17 protein-coding genes are annotated in these 14,492 nt (G+C 73.1%); 6 read left to right on the forward strand and 11 right to left on the reverse strand.

Going from position 1 to position 14,492, the window contains the following annotated elements; all coding sequences use genetic code 11:
* Positions 1 to 8: 8 nt before the first annotated feature.
* Positions 9 to 872 (forward strand): NAD-dependent epimerase/dehydratase family protein, encoded by an 864-nt coding sequence (locus JSX79_RS00150; protein ID WP_229084572.1) that lies wholly within the window; start codon positions 9 to 11, stop codon positions 870 to 872.
* Between the two features lie 26 nt (positions 873 to 898).
* The gene (locus JSX79_RS00155) at positions 899 to 1,237 is read left to right on the forward strand and encodes a hypothetical protein (RefSeq protein WP_229084573.1); all 339 of its coding nucleotides are present in this window, start codon (positions 899 to 901) and stop codon (positions 1,235 to 1,237) included.
* A gap of 199 nt (positions 1,238 to 1,436) precedes the next feature.
* Here the strand turns inward: JSX79_RS00155 and JSX79_RS00160 are convergent, their stop codons facing one another.
* Entirely contained in the window at positions 1,437 to 2,441 is a 1,005-nt protein-coding gene (locus JSX79_RS00160) for a DNA-3-methyladenine glycosylase (RefSeq protein ID WP_374474517.1), read from the reverse strand.
* A 75-nt stretch (positions 2,442 to 2,516) separates the two neighbouring features.
* On the opposite strand from JSX79_RS00160, the gene JSX79_RS00165 reads away from it, so the two are divergent.
* From JSX79_RS00165 to JSX79_RS00180, 4 genes are all read left to right on the forward strand, one after another.
* Positions 2,517 to 3,545: a 6-phosphofructokinase gene (locus JSX79_RS00165; protein WP_070419301.1), complete on the forward strand. Its 1,029-nt coding sequence runs from the start codon at positions 2,517 to 2,519 to the stop codon at positions 3,543 to 3,545.
* A gap of 56 nt (positions 3,546 to 3,601) precedes the next feature.
* The gene (locus JSX79_RS00170) at positions 3,602 to 4,579 is read left to right on the forward strand and encodes an MDR family oxidoreductase (protein ID WP_092385755.1); all 978 of its coding nucleotides are present in this window, start codon (positions 3,602 to 3,604) and stop codon (positions 4,577 to 4,579) included.
* An 80-nt stretch (positions 4,580 to 4,659) separates the two neighbouring features.
* Positions 4,660 to 5,340: a GntR family transcriptional regulator gene (locus JSX79_RS00175; RefSeq protein ID WP_070417351.1), complete on the forward strand. Its 681-nt coding sequence runs from the start codon at positions 4,660 to 4,662 to the stop codon at positions 5,338 to 5,340.
* 41 nt (positions 5,341 to 5,381) lie between these two features.
* On the forward strand, positions 5,382 to 6,176 hold the full coding sequence (locus tag JSX79_RS00180) for an ABC transporter ATP-binding protein (RefSeq protein ID WP_229084575.1): 795 nt from the start codon (positions 5,382 to 5,384) through the stop codon (positions 6,174 to 6,176).
* 235 nt (positions 6,177 to 6,411) lie between these two features.
* On the opposite strand, the gene JSX79_RS00185 is transcribed toward JSX79_RS00180, so the two are convergent.
* The 10 genes from JSX79_RS00185 to JSX79_RS00230 form a co-directional block, all read right to left on the reverse strand.
* Entirely contained in the window at positions 6,412 to 6,885 is a 474-nt protein-coding gene (locus JSX79_RS00185) for a DIP1984 family protein (protein WP_092385751.1), read from the reverse strand.
* Between the two features lie 99 nt (positions 6,886 to 6,984).
* Positions 6,985 to 8,316, reverse strand: coding sequence for a glutamate-1-semialdehyde 2,1-aminomutase (hemL, locus tag JSX79_RS00190; RefSeq protein ID WP_229084576.1), 1,332 nt, complete (start codon positions 8,314 to 8,316; stop codon positions 6,985 to 6,987).
* Positions 8,313 to 9,314 (reverse strand): porphobilinogen synthase, encoded by a 1,002-nt coding sequence (hemB, locus tag JSX79_RS00195; protein ID WP_229084924.1) that lies wholly within the window; start codon positions 9,312 to 9,314, stop codon positions 8,313 to 8,315. The genes hemL and hemB overlap by 4 nt, the downstream gene beginning before the upstream one ends.
* A 50-nt stretch (positions 9,315 to 9,364) precedes the next feature.
* Positions 9,365 to 10,129 carry a uroporphyrinogen-III synthase gene (locus JSX79_RS00200; RefSeq protein WP_229084578.1) on the reverse strand — a complete coding sequence of 255 codons (765 nt, stop codon included), beginning with the start codon at positions 10,127 to 10,129 and terminating at the stop codon, positions 9,365 to 9,367.
* 333 nt (positions 10,130 to 10,462) lie between these two features.
* Positions 10,463 to 11,449: a hydroxymethylbilane synthase gene (hemC, locus tag JSX79_RS00205; protein ID WP_229084579.1), complete on the reverse strand. Its 987-nt coding sequence runs from the start codon at positions 11,447 to 11,449 to the stop codon at positions 10,463 to 10,465.
* Positions 11,446 to 12,681 carry a ferrochelatase gene (locus JSX79_RS00210; RefSeq protein WP_374474520.1) on the reverse strand — a complete coding sequence of 412 codons (1,236 nt, stop codon included), beginning with the start codon at positions 12,679 to 12,681 and terminating at the stop codon, positions 11,446 to 11,448. Before JSX79_RS00210 ends, hemC begins: the two co-directional genes overlap by 4 nt.
* Positions 12,678 to 13,403, reverse strand: a complete 726-nt coding sequence (gene hemQ / locus JSX79_RS00215; RefSeq protein WP_229084581.1) for a hydrogen peroxide-dependent heme synthase — start codon at positions 13,401 to 13,403, stop codon at positions 12,678 to 12,680. Before hemQ ends, JSX79_RS00210 begins: the two co-directional genes overlap by 4 nt.
* Before the next feature lie 57 nt (positions 13,404 to 13,460).
* Positions 13,461 to 13,691 carry a DUF3618 domain-containing protein gene (locus JSX79_RS00220; protein WP_070417357.1) on the reverse strand — a complete coding sequence of 77 codons (231 nt, stop codon included), beginning with the start codon at positions 13,689 to 13,691 and terminating at the stop codon, positions 13,461 to 13,463.
* A 43-nt stretch (positions 13,692 to 13,734) separates the two neighbouring features.
* A complete protein-coding gene (locus tag JSX79_RS00225; protein WP_229084583.1) occupies positions 13,735 to 14,193 on the reverse strand; it encodes a phage holin family protein in 459 nt (152 codons plus the stop codon).
* Entirely contained in the window at positions 14,190 to 14,444 is a 255-nt protein-coding gene (locus JSX79_RS00230) for a hypothetical protein (protein WP_070417359.1), read from the reverse strand. Before JSX79_RS00230 ends, JSX79_RS00225 begins: the two co-directional genes overlap by 4 nt.
* Between the last annotated feature and the right edge of the window lie 48 nt (positions 14,445 to 14,492).

Here is a 14,492-nt window from a genome sequence, read left to right on the forward strand (position 1 = left end):
ATGGGGCGGTGGACATCGTCATCGCCGGCTGCGGCGACCTCGGGATCGAGACCGGCCTGCGCTTCGCCGCCGCCGGGCACCGCGTGGTCGGACTCCGGCGGCGGGGCGAGCTGGTCCCGGCCCCGCTCACGGGGCGGAGCGTCGACCTGCGCCGGTCGGTCCCGGAGATCCCGGCGAGCACGGCGGTGGTGGTCGTGGCCGTCGCCGCGGGGAGCCGCGACGTGGACGAGTACCGCGCGACGTACGTCGACGGGCTGCGGAACGTCCTGGACGGCATCGACGCGTCCGGAGCGAGCCCGCGCCTGGTCGTCGTGTCCTCGACCGCGGTCTACGACGTCGACGACGGCGGCACGGTCACCGAGGACACCCCCGCGGACGGCGGTTCCCCCACCGCGGACGTCCTGCTGGAGGCCGAGGCCCTGCTCCGCGAGCGAGCCCCGGGGGCGGTGCTCGCTCGACTGTCCGGTGTGTACGGTCCCGGGCGGGAGCGCCTCATCGACCAGGTCCGGGGCGGAGGGGCTCGGTCGGCTCCGGCCGACGGGTCGTCCCCGCACACGAACCGGATCCACCGGGACGACGCGGCCGCAGCCCTGGTCCACCTCGCGACGCTGGACGACCCCGCACCGACGTACCTCGTGACCGACGACGAACCGGCTCGGCTCGACGACGTGTACGCGTTCCTCGCCGCCGAGCTCGGGGTCGCGGTGCCGCCGAGGGCCGAGGCCGGCGCCGGCACTGCCGGCCGGCAGGGTGCCGGTGACAAGCGCCTGTCGAACGCCCTGCTCCGCTCGACGGGCTGGGCACCGCGCTACCCGACGTTCCGCGAGGGCTACCGCGCCGTGCTCGCCGGCGCCGGCACCAGGCACCCCTGAGCCGCCGCGCTCGGTACGATCCGGACGTGCACGAACTCGCCGTCCGGCCCCACGCCACCCCCACGCTCGTCGTCGCCGTGGCGATCCTGTCCATGTCCGGGACGGCGTTGGCGTTGCTCTGGTCGGTCATGTGGGTGCCGGTCCTCGTCACGGGGACGGGGGCGTCGCTCTTCCTGTGGCCCCTCGTGCTGGCGTTGTGCCTCCTCCCGTGGGGCGGGGTCGTCGTGGCGCTGGTGCTCGGTGTCGTCGCGCGTCGGCGTGCGGAGACCCGTGGGTCGACCGCCGTGGTCGTCGCGAGCGCTGTGCTGTCGGGGCTCGCGCCGATCGCGCTGTGGTTCGGCGGACCGTTCTCGGCCGTGGCCTGACCCGCGGAGCGGCCGGGCGCGCCGGCGCGGCGCGCTCGGCGGCGCGGCGCTCGGCGCTCCGCACAACCAAAGGCACGTTGCGCCACGCGGATGCACGGCTCGAGCGCACCTTGGTTGTGCGAACGCCTCCGGCGCCAGCGGCCCGGCGGCGCCGCGCAGCGGCACGGCGCCAGCGGCGCGGCGGCCCGCGGCCCGCGGCTCAGTGGTACCGGTGGTCCTGGATCGTCAGGCGCGGCCCGAACGACGGCTTCCGGAAGCCCGACCCGCCGATGAGCCGCACGACCCGCTCCCGGTGCCCCCGCCACGGCTCCAGCAGCTCGAGCATCCCGTCGTCGTCCACCGGTCCCCCGGTCAACGCCCACCCGACGAGCGCCGGCACGTGGAAGTCCCCCACGCTCGGGGAGTCCGGATCGCCGTGGGCGCGCTGCGCGGTCTCCGCCGCCGTCCACTTCCCGATGCCGGGGACCGACTGCAGCCGTGCGGACACGAGGGCCCCACCGCGACCGAGCGCCAGCGTCCGTTCGAGCGCCGGAGCCACCCGGACCGCCCGCATCACCGTCGCCGAACGACCGGGCTCGATGCCGGCGCGGTGCCACTCCCAGCTCGGGATCGCACCCCACCCGGCAGCGGTCGGCGGGACGAACATGTCCGCCGGGGCCGGTCCGGGCGCCGGTGTGCCGTACCGCCGCAGCAGGTACCGCCAGGCGCGCCAGGCCTGCCGCGAGGTGACCTTCTGCTCCATGATCGCGGGCACCAGGGCCGCCATCACGGTGTTGGTGCGGAGCAGGCGGAGGCCCGGTTGCCGGTGCCGGGCGTCGACGAGGAACGGGTGCCGGGACACGTCGAGGTCCGACCAGTCATCACCCCGGCCGAGCAGTTCGGGAGCGTACGACACCGCCCACTCGGCACCGTCGCCCCACGCCGAGACCGCGATGGCATCGGGACCGGCACGGCGCACGAGCACCGAGGCCGGGCCCTCCGGCGTGCGGAGCGCGAGCCACGTGTCGGAGCCGACCACGCGGAAGGCGGGGTCGCCGGAGCCGCGCTGCAGGGGCCGGAGCGTCGCGCGGACGTCCACCGCGCCTCCTGGCCGGTAGACGGTGTCGACACGCGACACGGCCTCGCCGACCCGCGCGGCCTCGCCGACCCGCGCCGCGGCGCCCTCGACGCCACCAGCGGCGGAGGACGGAACGGCGAGGGACACACGCAGGATGGTAATGCGGAACCACCGTCAGTCATGATGGGCGTGTCCCACTGCACCCCGACGACGGAGTTCCCCATGCGCATCGGCATCCTCACCTCCGGAGGCGACTGCCCCGGCCTGAACGCGGTCATCCGCGCCATCGTGCTGAAGGGCATCGCGATCTACGGACACGACTTCGTCGGCTTCCGCGACGGGTGGCGCGGCGTGGTCGACGGCGACATCGTCCCGCTCGGCCGCAAGGACATCCAGGGCATCGCCAAGCAGGGCGGCACGATCCTCGGCACGAGCCGGACGAACCCCTTCGAGGGCCCGAACGGCGGCGTCGAGAACATCGAGCGCACCCTCGAGCGGCACGGCATCGACGCCATCGTCGCGATCGGCGGCGAGGGCACGCTGGCCGCCGCGAAGCGCCTCACGGACGCCGGACTGAAGATCGTCGGTGTCCCGAAGACCGTCGACAACGACCTCGGAGCGACCGACTACACGTTCGGCTTCGACACCGCCGTCGCGATCGCGACCGAGGCCATGGACCGCCTCCGCACCACGGGCGAGTCGCACTCGCGCTGCATGGTCGCCGAGGTCATGGGCCGGCACGTCGGCTGGATCGCCCTGCACTCCGGCATGGCCGCGGGTGCCCACGCGATCCTCATCCCGGAGCAGAAGACGAGCATGGAGCAGATCGCCGCGTGGGTCCGGGCGGCCTACGACCGTGGTCGGGCGCCGCTGGTCGTCGTCGCCGAGGGCTTCGTCCCCGACCACGAGGACAACGCGCACACCGAGCGCGGCCTCGACGCGTTCGGGCGTCCGCGGCTCGGCGGCATCGGCGAGCGCCTCGCGCCGCTCATCGAGGAGATGACGGGCATCGAGACGCGTGCCACCACGCTCGGCCACATCCAGCGCGGCGGCACGCCGACGGCGTACGACCGGGTCCTCTCGACGCGGCTCGGCCTGGCGGCCATCGACTCGGTGGTCGAGGAGCGCTGGGGTCGCATGGTGGCGCTCCGGGGCACCGACATCGAGCACGTCTCCTTCGAGGAGGCGCTCGGCGAGCTGAAGACCGTGCCGCAGGCCCGGTACGACGAGGCCGCCATCATGTTCGGCTGACACGCGTCCGCAGGTCGGCCGGTCGTGGTCCTGGAGGCGCGGGTAGCGTCCGACGCGTGACCCGCGCAGTCCTCGTCTCCAGTTCCGCCCCGCCCACCGTCACCGAGGTCGACGTCGCCGACCCGACCGAGGGCGAGGTGCTCGTCGACGTCACGTACTCGAGCGTCAACTACAAGGACGGCCTGGCGCTCGCCCGGAACCCCGGCGTCGCGCGGGTCGACCCGCTCGTGCCCGGCATCGACGTCGTCGGCACCGTCTCGGCCCTCGGACCGGGCGTGCACGACGTCGCGATCGGCGACCGGGTCGTCGTGAACGGCGCCGGGCTCGGCGAGACCCGGCACGGCGGCTGGGCGGAACACGCGGTGGTGCCGTCGGGGTCGCTCGTCGTGCTGCCGGGGTCGATCGACGACTCGTTCGCGGCCGCGATCGGGACTGCCGGGTTCACCGCGATGCTCAGCGTGCTCGCACTCGAACGGTTCGTCGAGCCGGGCAGCGGTCCCGTCCTCGTGACGGGTGCGTCCGGCGGCGTCGGCACGGTCGCGATCGCGCTGCTCGCCGCCCGCGGGTACGAGGTCACGGCCTCGACCGGACGCGCCGCGAACGACGCCTCGCTCCGGGCCCTCGGCGCGACCGACGTCATCGACCGCGCGACCCTGTCCGAGCTCGGCCGGCCGATGCAGCGGGCGCACTGGGCGGGCGCGGTGGACAGCGTCGGGGGTGCGACCCTCGCGAACGTCCTCGCGGCCACCCGGTGGGGCGGGGCCGTGACGGCGTGCGGCCTGGCGCAGGACTCCGCGCTCCCGACCTCGGTGATGCCCTTCATCCTGCGGGCGGTGTCGCTGCTCGGCATCAACTCCGTCGACGCCCCGCTGCCCCTCCGGCAGCAGGCGTGGCAGCGGCTCGCGACCGATCTCGACCCGGCGCTCCTGGCGGGCGTGACGCGGGTCGCCGGGCTCGAGGAGGCCATCGCCGTCGGACCCGAGGTCGTCGCCGGCAACGTGCACGGGCGCACGGTCGTCGCGGTCGATCGCTGAATACTAAGATTTCACAAGCGTTTGCATATTGACACGTTAGGATTTGAGTACAGAACACCTGAGCCTGTGAGGAGTCCGGCATGCCGGTACCCAAGTCCACCGTCGAGAACTCGCCGCGGAAGCTCCTGCGCGACGTCGTGCTCGAGAAGATGCTCGCCGCGATCCAGGACGGCACGCTCCAGGCGGGCGAGCGCCTCAACGACGACGAGCTCGTGCAGTGGCTCGGGGTCAGTCGCACCCCCATCCGTGAGGCGATCGCCAAGCTCGTCGACTACGGCCTGGTCGAGATGGAGGCGAACCGGTACACCCGCGTCGCCACCCCGACCGGCAAGCAGGCCGCCGACACCACCCAGGTCCTCGGCGGGTTCGTCGAACTCGCTGCGCGCTGGGGCGTGCCGAAGCTCGACGCCTCCGCAGCCAAGGCGCTGACCGAGCACCTCGAAGCCGTGCGCTCGTACTCCGAGCAGCAGGACAAGCGCATGGACGCCGAGCTCGAGACGGTCATCTCGCTGCTCGTCGACGCCGCCGACAACGAGCTGCTCGACAAGTTCGCCGAGTCGCTCCTGCCCCGTGCACGGTTCCTCTCGCTCGCCCAGGGTGCATGGCAGTTCTGGGACTACAAGCACTCGGTCGACCCGCTGCGTGCGGCCATCGCGAAGCGTGACGGTGACGCCGCCGCGGCCGCGATCCGTGCGCTGACCGCGACCGCCGAGCAGCAGGCGGACGAGCTCCGAGCCGCCGGGACCGCCGCCGCCGGCTGACCCGTCCAGCGTTCCCCGGCCGCCTGGGCCACGATGGACCCGTGAGCAGCAACGACGACGTCCTCATCCGGGCGGCCGGGGTCCGCGTGACCCGGTCCGGCCGGGACCTCCTGCACGACATCGACCTGACCGTCCGGCGCGGGGAGCACTGGGCGCTCCTCGGGCCGAACGGTGCCGGGAAGTCGACGCTGCTCGCGGTCCTCGGCGCCACCGGGCACCCGACGGCCGGCACCGTCGAACTGCTCGGCCGGCGACTCGGACGCGTCGACGTCCGGGAGCTCCGCGAGCACATCGGGCACGTCGACCCCCGCCACCGGATGCTCTCGCCGCTGACCGTCCTCGAGACCGTGCTCACCGGGCTCACCGGCACGACCGACCTCATGATGCGGTGGGAGCCGACGCCCGCGCAGGTGGCCACCGCCGAGCAGCACATCGCCGACGTCGGGCTGACGGCGCGTCGGGACGCCCGCTGGCCGGTCCTGTCGCAGGGCGAACGCGGACGGACGCTCATCGCCCGGGCGCTCATGTCCGAGCCGCAGCTGCTCCTGCTCGACGAACCGGCGACCGGACTCGACGTCGCCGCGCGCGAACACCTGCTCGAGACCGTCGACGCCCTGCGCCACCGGTACCCCGAGCTCGGGAGCGTCATGGTGACGCACCACCTCGAGGACCTGCCCGCGTCGACCTCGCACGCGATGCTGCTGCGCGACGGCGTCGCGGTCGCCCAGGGCACCTCCGACGAGGTCATCACGTCGTCGGCGGTCTCGCACGCCTTCGACTTCCCGCTCGCGATCCTCCGGGCCGAGGGGCGCTGGGCCGCCCGCCGCGCGTCCTGAGTCGCTGCACACCGCTCTCCGGGGCGGTGCTGTCCCCTGTCCCACCCTCGGCGATCCGGTCGGTACGTGGTGATGCGTGGTGCCTCGTGCCCCGTCGCCGGTGCGCGGTGCTGGGCTGCGTTGTGCCGGCTCGCGCCACGGCGCTGCCCACTGCGCCACATGAGGACCGGTTTGCCCGCCGGTCCGTCGGGTCCGTACCCGCCCCGGTCCGCCTACCGACGCACCGCCCGTCCGATCAGTCCGTCGTCTCCAGGAGCGCCACCTCCCAGTTGCTGCGCTGGATGGTCGCGTCGAGCTCGCGGAGCTCCTTGGCGAGGTCGTCCGCCCGGGACCGCAGCGTCGCGGTCGGCAGGGCGGCGAACGTGCGGAGCTCACTGCGGAGCTGTCGGTACCCGCCACCTCCGCCCGCGGTCGCGTCCGCGGCGCCGGTCACGAGCGCGTGCCGGAGGCGCAGGGCGTCCCGGCGTGCGAGGAGCGTCGTGACGGTCTCGCCCGAGGCCAGCCGGGTGGACGCGTTCGTCGCGTTGATCCGGGCGAGCAGCACCTCGAGGTCGTCGACGGCGCGCTCGGCCTCGGCGAGCAGGGACGCCGCGTCCTCGTCGGGCTCCTCGCCCTCCTGGTAGCGGGCGTTGGCGGCGATCCGCGAGCGCAGCTGCTCGATGCGCTTCTGCAGGTCGGCGCGCTCGATGAGGGCCTCGGCGAGTTGCATGTCGCCATCCAACCAGCGCACGCGGCACACCGCCGGGTGCGGCGGACGGGAGGCGCGGGTCGGGCCCGACCCGCGCCTGACGTCACGCAGGTGGTGGCGTCACGCCGTGGCGCGCGCGGCCGCCTTCGCCGCGGCCGGCAGTGCGTCGAGCACCCGTCCGACGGCCCGGTCGTCGTGCGCCGCCGTGACGAACCACGCCTCGAAGACGCTCGGCGGCAGGGTCACCCCCGCGTCGAGCATGGCGTGGAAGAACGGCGCGTACCGGAACGCCTCCTGCGCTCGGACGTCGTCGTAGTTCCGCGGGGCGGTCTCGGTGAACGCGAACGAGAAGAGGTTCCCGGCGTGCTGGACGGTGTGGGCGACGCCCTCGGCGGACAGGGCGTCGCTCGTCGCCGTCGCGATGGTCGCCGCAGTCCGGTCGAGGTGCGCGTAGACCTCGGGCGTCGCGGCCCGGAGCGTGGCGATGCCCGCGGCGACGGCGAGCGGGTTCCCCGAGAGCGTGCCCGCCTGGTAGACGGGGCCGAGCGGGGCGAGGTAGTCCATGACCTCGCGCCGACCACCGAGTGCGGCGAGGGGCATGCCGCCGCCGATGACCTTGCCGAACGTGACGAGGTCGGGCTTCCACCCGGCGCCGTCTGGCACGACCTTCGACGCCTCGAGGCCCCACCACCCGGCGGAGCCCACCCGGAAGCCGGTCAGGACCTCGTCGACGATGAGCAGCGCGCCGTGCGCCTGCACGATCTGCGCCAGGGCCCGGTTGAACCCACGCTCGGGGGCGAGGACGCCCATGTTCGCGGCCGCGGCCTCGACGATCACGCCCGCGATGCGCTCGGAGTGCTCGTCGAACGCGCGGCGGACGGCGTCGAGGTCGTTGTAGGGCAGCACCAGGGTCTGCGCGGCGGTCTCGGCGGTGATGCCGGCACTGCCGGGGAGCGCGAGCGTGGCAACACCCGAACCGGCCTCGGCCAGCAGGGAGTCCGAGTGCCCGTGGTAGTGCCCGGCGAACTTCACGAGCAGGTCGCGGCCGGTGTACCCGCGGGCGAGCCGGATCGCGGTCATCGTCGCCTCGGTGCCCGTGGACACCATGCGGAGCTTCTCGATCGGGCCGTCGCCGTCCACCGACACCCGCTGCTTCACGAGCTCGGCGAGTTCGGTCTCCCCCGGGGTCGACGCCCCGAAGCTCAGCCCGCGCGCCGCCGCCTGCTGCACGGCCTCGACCGTCGCACGGTGGGCGTGCCCGAGGATCGCGGGCCCCCACGAGGCGACGAGGTCGACGTACTCACGCCCCTCGGCGTCGGTGACGTAGGCGCCCTTCGCGCTCGTCAGGAAGCGGGGCGTCCCGCCGACGGAGCCGTACGCCCGGACCGGCGAGTTGACCCCGCCGGGGATGCTGTTCTTCGCGCGGCCGAAGAGCTGGTCGTTCGTGGTCATTCTGGGGCCTTCCCGGTCGAGGCGATGCCGTCCACGGCACTGGTGCTGCCGGAGGTGCGGAGTCCCGCCTCCTCGTTGAGCTTGCGAGCGATGTCGACCGCGAAGTAGGTGAGGATCGCGTCGGCGCCGGCGCGCTTGATGCCGACGAGCGCCTCCATCGCCGCGGCGTCGCGGTCGATCCAGCCGTTCTGCGCGGCTGCGGTGATCATCGCGTACTCGCCGGAGATCTGGTACGCCCAGACCGGTACCGGCGAGGTGCGTGCGGTCTCGGCCAGCACGTCGAGGTAGCTCATCGCCGGCTTCACCATGACGATGTCGGCACCCTCGGCGATGTCCTGCTCGACCTCGCGGAGGCCCTGCCGACCGTTCGCGGCGTCGATCTGGTACGTGCGGCGGTCGCCCACGAGCGAGGAGTCGACGGCCTCGCGGAAGGGTCCGTAGAACGCACTCGCGTACTTGGCCGCGTACGCCAGCAGCGCCGTGCCGCTGTGCCCGGCCGCGTCCAACGCTTCCCGTGCGGCGGCGATCTGGCCGTCCATCATGCCGCTCATGCAGACGAGCTCGGCGCCGGCCTCGGCCTGCACGACCGCCATGTCGCGGTACCGCTCGAGTGTGGCGTCGTTGTCGACCGAGCCGTCCGCGGCCAGGACGCCGCAGTGCCCGTGGTCGGTGAACTCGTCGAGGCACAGGTCGGACTGCACGACGAGGGCGTCGCCGACCTCCTCGCGCGCGACGCGGATCGCGACGTTGAGGATGCCGTCCGGGTCGGTCGCGCCGGATCCCTGCGCGTCCTTCGACGTCGGCACGCCGAACAGGTTCACGCCGCCGATCCCGACCGACGCCGCCTCGTGCAGGGCACGGCGGAACGAGTCGAGCGAGTGCTGCTGGACCCCGGGCATGCTCGTGATGTCGATCGCCTCGGTCGCCCCCTCGCGGATGAACATCGGCAGCACGAGCTCGGCGGGGTGGAGCCGGGTCTCGGCGACGAGTCGACGCATCGCGCCGGTCGCGCGGAGTCGTCGGGGGCGGACCTGGGGGAAACGGCCGGTCACTTCGGTGCCTTCCTGTTCGGGGCGGTGGGGTTCAGGGACTCGACGACGGCGTCGAGCAGGGCTTCTGCGGATCGGGTCCGGGCGACCGCGTGCACGGGCAGGCCGGCGGCGCGGGCTTCGGCAGCGGTCCCGGGTCCGATGCACGCGACCACGGTGCGGGGGTCGAGCGGGGTCATCCGCCGGGCGATCTCGCGAGCGATGCTGCCGCTCGTCACGAGCACGGCGGCGGGCGGGGAGTCGAGGACGACCGGCTCGTCGCCGGTCCCCACGGTACGGTACGCGACCACGTCGTCCACGTCGATCCCGCGGGCGCGCAGGGTGTCGACGACGGTCGGGGCAGCGAGGTCCGAGCGTGGGAAGAGGACGGTGCCGGAGGTGTCCGGCAGCGCGTGCGCGAGCGCGGCGCCCGAGGACTCGGACGGCACCAGGTCGACGACCCAGCCCGCAGCACGCGCGGCACGGGCGGTCGGCTCGCCGACCGCCGCCACCCGCAGGTCGGACGGGAGGCGCGCCACCCGTTCCGCGACCACGCGCACGGCCGTCGCACTGGTCACCACCATCCACGCGTACCCGGCGCCGTCGGTGCCGCCGGTGCGGGCGGTGCCGCCGGTGCCGCCGGTGCCGCCGGTGCCGTCGGTCGCGGGTCCCGAGCGGGCACGATCCGGCCCGGTCGGCCCGGCCGGGCGGCCGGTTCCGCCCGCTCGCCGACCGGCCGACGGCGCGTCCTGCCCACTCGCCGACGGCGCGTCCTGCCCACTCACCGACGGCGCGTCCTGCCCACTCACCGACGGCGCGTCCTGCCCACTCGCCGACTGCGCGTCCTGCCCACTCGCCGACGGCGGACCGGACCCGGCCGGCGGGGGTGCGTCGTGCCTCCTGGACCCGCCGGACGCGATCAACCGGTCGACCGCAGCCTCGAGGGCGGACCGATCCGTGGGTGCCGCGTCCGCGATCAGCGGGACGACGAGCGGGTCGAGCCCACGCTCGCGAGCGGCCGCGGCGACCCGGTCACCCCACGCCCCGCCGCGCGGGACCAGGACGACCGGCTGTCGTGCCGCGTCCGCGGTGCTGACGTCGGGGTGCGTGGCGACCGCCTACTCCGCCGAGGTCGCGAGGTCCGCCAGGTCGGCCGCACCGTTCTCGAGCAGTTCGGTGGCGACCCGGCCACCGAGCTCGAGCGCCTCGGTCAGGCGGTCCTGTGCGGAGCCGTCGAGCACGGCGGCGTGTGATGCGGTGCGGTACTCGGAGCCGTCGGGCCGGTAGACCGTCGCGGAGACGAGGAGCATCTCGGCATCGACGATCGCGGTGGCACCGATCGGGGCGGAGCACCCGGCCTCGAGCTTCGCGAGCACCTCGCGCTCGGCGGACACGGTCAGGCGGGTCGGCGCGTGCTCGATCTTCCGCAGGGCCGCGAGGAGGTTCCGGTCCGTCTCATCCGCGCGGGTCTCGATCGCGAGCGCTCCCTGCCCGGGGGCGCTCGGCCAGAAGCCGAGGTCGAGCAGCTCGGTCGCCGTGTCGAGCCGGTCGATGCGCGTCAGTCCGGCGGCCGCGAGGACCACCGCGTCGAGGTCGTCGTCCACGCGTCCGAGGCGGGTGTCGATGTTGCCGCGGATGTCCACAACGTCGAGGTCGGGACGCTTGGCCTTGAGCTGCGCGACGCGGCGGGGCGAGCCCGTCCCGACCTTCGCGCCCTCGGGCAGGGTCTCGATGGTCGCGGCGTTCCGGGCGACGAGGACGTCTCGGGCGTCGGCACGCTTCGGCACCGCGGCGATCGTCAGCCCCGGGTACGGCGCGGTCGGGAGGTCCTTGAGCGAGTGCACGAGGACGTCGACCTCGCCCGCGACGAGTGCTTCGCGGAGCGCGCTGGCGAACACGCCCGTGCCGCCGAGGCTCGCGAGCGAGGCGCGGTTCGTGTCGCCCTCGCTCGTGACCGTGACGAGCTCGACCGGTCGACCGGACGCCGTCGCCAAGCGGTCGGCGACGTCCTGCGACTGGGCGACCGCGAGCCGGCTTGCACGGGTGCCGAGCCGGATCGGGACCGGGCCGTCGGGGCTGCCGGTCCGAGCGGACGCGTCGGTCACGGGGCGAGCCCGGCCGCGGCGGGCTTGAACCCGGCGCGCACGTTCTCGCAGCACCCCGGACGGCAGACGTCGTACCAGGGACCGAGGTCGGTCAGGTGCGGGCGCTCGCTCGTCGGGGTGCCGTTGACACGCTCGAGGACGAGGTCCACCAGACCGGAGACGTAGGCCGGGTCGACGCCCGGGGTCTGCGTGCGCACCGACCAGAAGCCGAGCTCCTGAGCGGTCTCGGTTGCCTCTTCGTCGAGGTCCCACATGACCTCCATGTGGTCGCTCACGAAGCCGAGCGGGACGATGAGCACGGCACGGGTCGGGCCGCCCTTGAGCTCCTCGTTCATGTAGTCGTTGATGTCGGGCTCGAGCCACGGCTGCGTCGGGGGGCCCGAGCGCGACTGGTAGACGAGCTTCCACGGCGGCGCGCTGGTGCCGCGGAGCGACGCGTGCTCGGGCTGCTCGAGCAGCTCCGCCCACGCCTGGTCGAGGACGACCTGCGCGACGGCGAGGTGCTGGGCCTCGTACGCGCCGTGCTCGTCGAAGCCCCGGTAGTCCGGGCCGGACTTGGCGGCGTCGGTCGACGGGATCGAGTGCGTCGAGAACAGCACGTGCAGCTCGGTCGCGACGTCGAGGCCGTCGTTCTCGGCGATCGCACGCGCCATGCCGTCACGGACGCCGTCGACGAACGGGCGGACGAAGCCCGGGTGGTCGAAGAACTGCCGGACCTTGTCGATCTGGATGGTGTCGATCAGACCGGTCTCGGACAGCACGCGGGCGTAGTCCTCGCGGTACTGGCGGCAGCTCGAGAACGACGAGTAGGCGCTCGTGGCGATCGCGATGAGCTTGTTGTAGCCCTTGTCGGCCGCCTCGGTGAAGGCCTCTTCGAGGTAGGGCTCCCAGTTGCGGTTGCCCCAGAGGACCGGCATGTCGATGCCGCGCGAGGCCAGTTCGGCCTCGAGCGCGGCCTTGAGCGCACGGTTCTGCGCGTTGATCGGGCTGACGCCGCCGAAGTGCCGGTAGTGGTGGGCGACCTCTTCGAGGCGTTCGTCCGGGATGCCGCGGCCCCGGGTCACGTTGCGCAGGAACGGGATGACGTCGTCCTGGCCCTCGGGTCCGCCGAAGCCGGCGAGCAGGATCGCGTCGTACGCGACCGGGACCTCGACGTGCTCGGGACCGTCGGCGGCCGCGGGGGTCGCGGCGAGGACGGCCTGACCATTCGTGATCATGCTGGTGTCGGTCACGAGAGCACCTCCGGCAGCTCGGTGGTCGTCACGCGACGACCGGTGAAGAAGGGCACCTCTTCCCGCACGTGCATGCGGGCTTCGGTGTAGCGCAGGTCGCGCATGAGGTCGACGAGGTCGACGAGGTCCGGGCTCTCGAGCGGGAGGATCCACTCGTAGTCGCTCAGCGCGAAGGTGGCGATCGTGTTCGTCAGCACGCGGCGGTACTTCGCACCGGCGATGCCGTGGTCGCGGAGCATCTTCGAGCGCTCCTCTTCCGGCAGGAGGTACCACTCGTAGGACCGGACGAACGGGTAGACCGTGATCCAGGCCTCTGGCTCCTTGCCGCGCAGGAAGGCGGGGGTGTGGCGCTTGTTGAACTCGGCTTCGCGGTGCATTGCCATGACGTGCCACACCGGCTCGGCGTCCTGGAAGAGCGCCGTGCGGCGGATCTCGCGGAGCACCGCCTGGATCGCCTGCGCGTCGTCGCCGTGCAGCCAGACCATCACGTCGGCGTCGGCGCGGAAGCCGGACACGTCGTAGAAGCCGCGGATCGTCACGCCGCGCTCGGCAGCGGCGGCGATGACGGCGTCGAGCTCGGCCACCGCGTCGTCGCCGACCGTGTGGATCGGCCCGAGCGGACGGCGGAAGACGGCCCACAGGGCGTAGGCCGTCAGCATGTTGGGGTCGATGCCGTCGGGGGAGGTCTCGTGTGCGTCGTGCGTGGGCACGTTGGAACTCATGTGTCCATTGTCCTATCGGTCACAAAGGTGACGCCGCTCCCCTTTCGACGGCGAGCGCTACCGCCGTCGGAGCACCGCTACGACGATACCCCCGACCACTGCCACGCCCGCTGCGAGGCCGGCCAGGTACGGCACCGGCTTCTCGTCGATCCCGCGCTTGACCTTCGACGCGGCGATGCCGATCTGCTTCGGGACGTTGAGCTTGTCCTCGATCGCGTCGAGGGTGTCGAACAGCTGGGCGCGGGTCGACGCGACGCGGTCGGCCAGGTCGTCGTGCTGATCGGTCACGTGGGTCCTCCGGGGTGTGGGGTGGTGGACGGGGCGGTCGTCGCTAGAAGCGGCCGCCGACGTCGGGCTTGCGGGTGCCGTACTGGGTCGGCGGGGTCGGCTTCTTGCCGAGCCCCTTCACCGCGTTGACGTCGTTCTTCACGCTGTCGATGGTGCGCTTCGGCGTGATCGGGAGCCCCTTCTTCAGGCGCTTCCAGCCGAGCAGGCCGAGGATGCCGGCGACGATGAGCATCACGACGGCGATCACGAGTGCTGCGAGCCACGCGGGCATCACGGTCGCGAGCCCCATGACGGCGGCGGTCAGCAGCACGCCGACCGCGTAGAGGACGATGACGAGCGCGCCCACGAGCAGACCTGCGGCGAGGGCGAAGATCTTCGCCTTCGTCAGCATCTCGGCCTTGAGCAGGTTCAACTCACCCGTCACCAGCTCCTTGACGAGCTTGGGGACGTCGCCGACCAGGCCGAACAGCGAACGCGGCTTGCGGTCGCGGGTGTCTGTCATGAGGCCTGGCTGTCCTTCTTCTGCCCGACCTTGCGGACGACCTTCTTCGTCTGCTCACCGACGAACTCGGCGACGTCGGGGGTCTTGTCGGCGATGAATTCCTCGGCGACGTGGACGCCCTTCTGGACGCCGTTGCTGTTCCAGATCTTGCCGCTGACGGTCTTGATCTGCTCGTACCGCGCCCGTCCGGCTCGCGATCCCAGGACGTACCCGAGAGCGGCGCCGGCGACGAACAGGAGCTTGCCTCGCATGTGCGATTCCTCCGTTGGGTCAGTGTGCGTGGTCATGCGCCGAACGGA

Origin of the sequence: Curtobacterium sp. GD1 (genome assembly GCF_020882855.1) — a bacterium.
In the GTDB taxonomy this organism is placed as follows: Bacteria; Actinomycetota; Actinomycetes; order Actinomycetales; family Microbacteriaceae; genus Curtobacterium.

Bases quoted from the DNA above. Each gene is read 5' to 3' on its own strand.
- JSX79_RS00165 (WP_070419301.1), top strand. From the start codon at position 2,517: ATGCGCATCGGCATCCTCACCTCCGGAGGCGACTGCCCCGGCCTGAAC.
- JSX79_RS00175 (WP_070417351.1), top strand. From the start codon at position 4,660: ATGCCGGTACCCAAGTCCACCGTCGAGAACTCGCCGCGGAAGCTCCTG.
- JSX79_RS00185 (WP_092385751.1), bottom strand. From the start codon at position 6,885: ATGCAACTCGCCGAGGCCCTCATCGAGCGCGCCGACCTGCAGAAGCGC.
- hemL (WP_229084576.1), bottom strand. From the start codon at position 8,316: ATGACCACGAACGACCAGCTCTTCGGCCGCGCGAAGAACAGCATCCCC.
- hemB (WP_229084924.1), bottom strand. From the start codon at position 9,314: ATGCGTCGACTCGTCGCCGAGACCCGGCTCCACCCCGCCGAGCTCGTG.
- hemQ (WP_229084581.1), bottom strand. From the start codon at position 13,403: ATGAGTTCCAACGTGCCCACGCACGACGCACACGAGACCTCCCCCGAC.
- JSX79_RS00225 (WP_229084583.1), bottom strand. From the start codon at position 14,193: ATGACAGACACCCGCGACCGCAAGCCGCGTTCGCTGTTCGGCCTGGTC.
- JSX79_RS00230 (WP_070417359.1), bottom strand. From the start codon at position 14,444: ATGCGAGGCAAGCTCCTGTTCGTCGCCGGCGCCGCTCTCGGGTACGTC.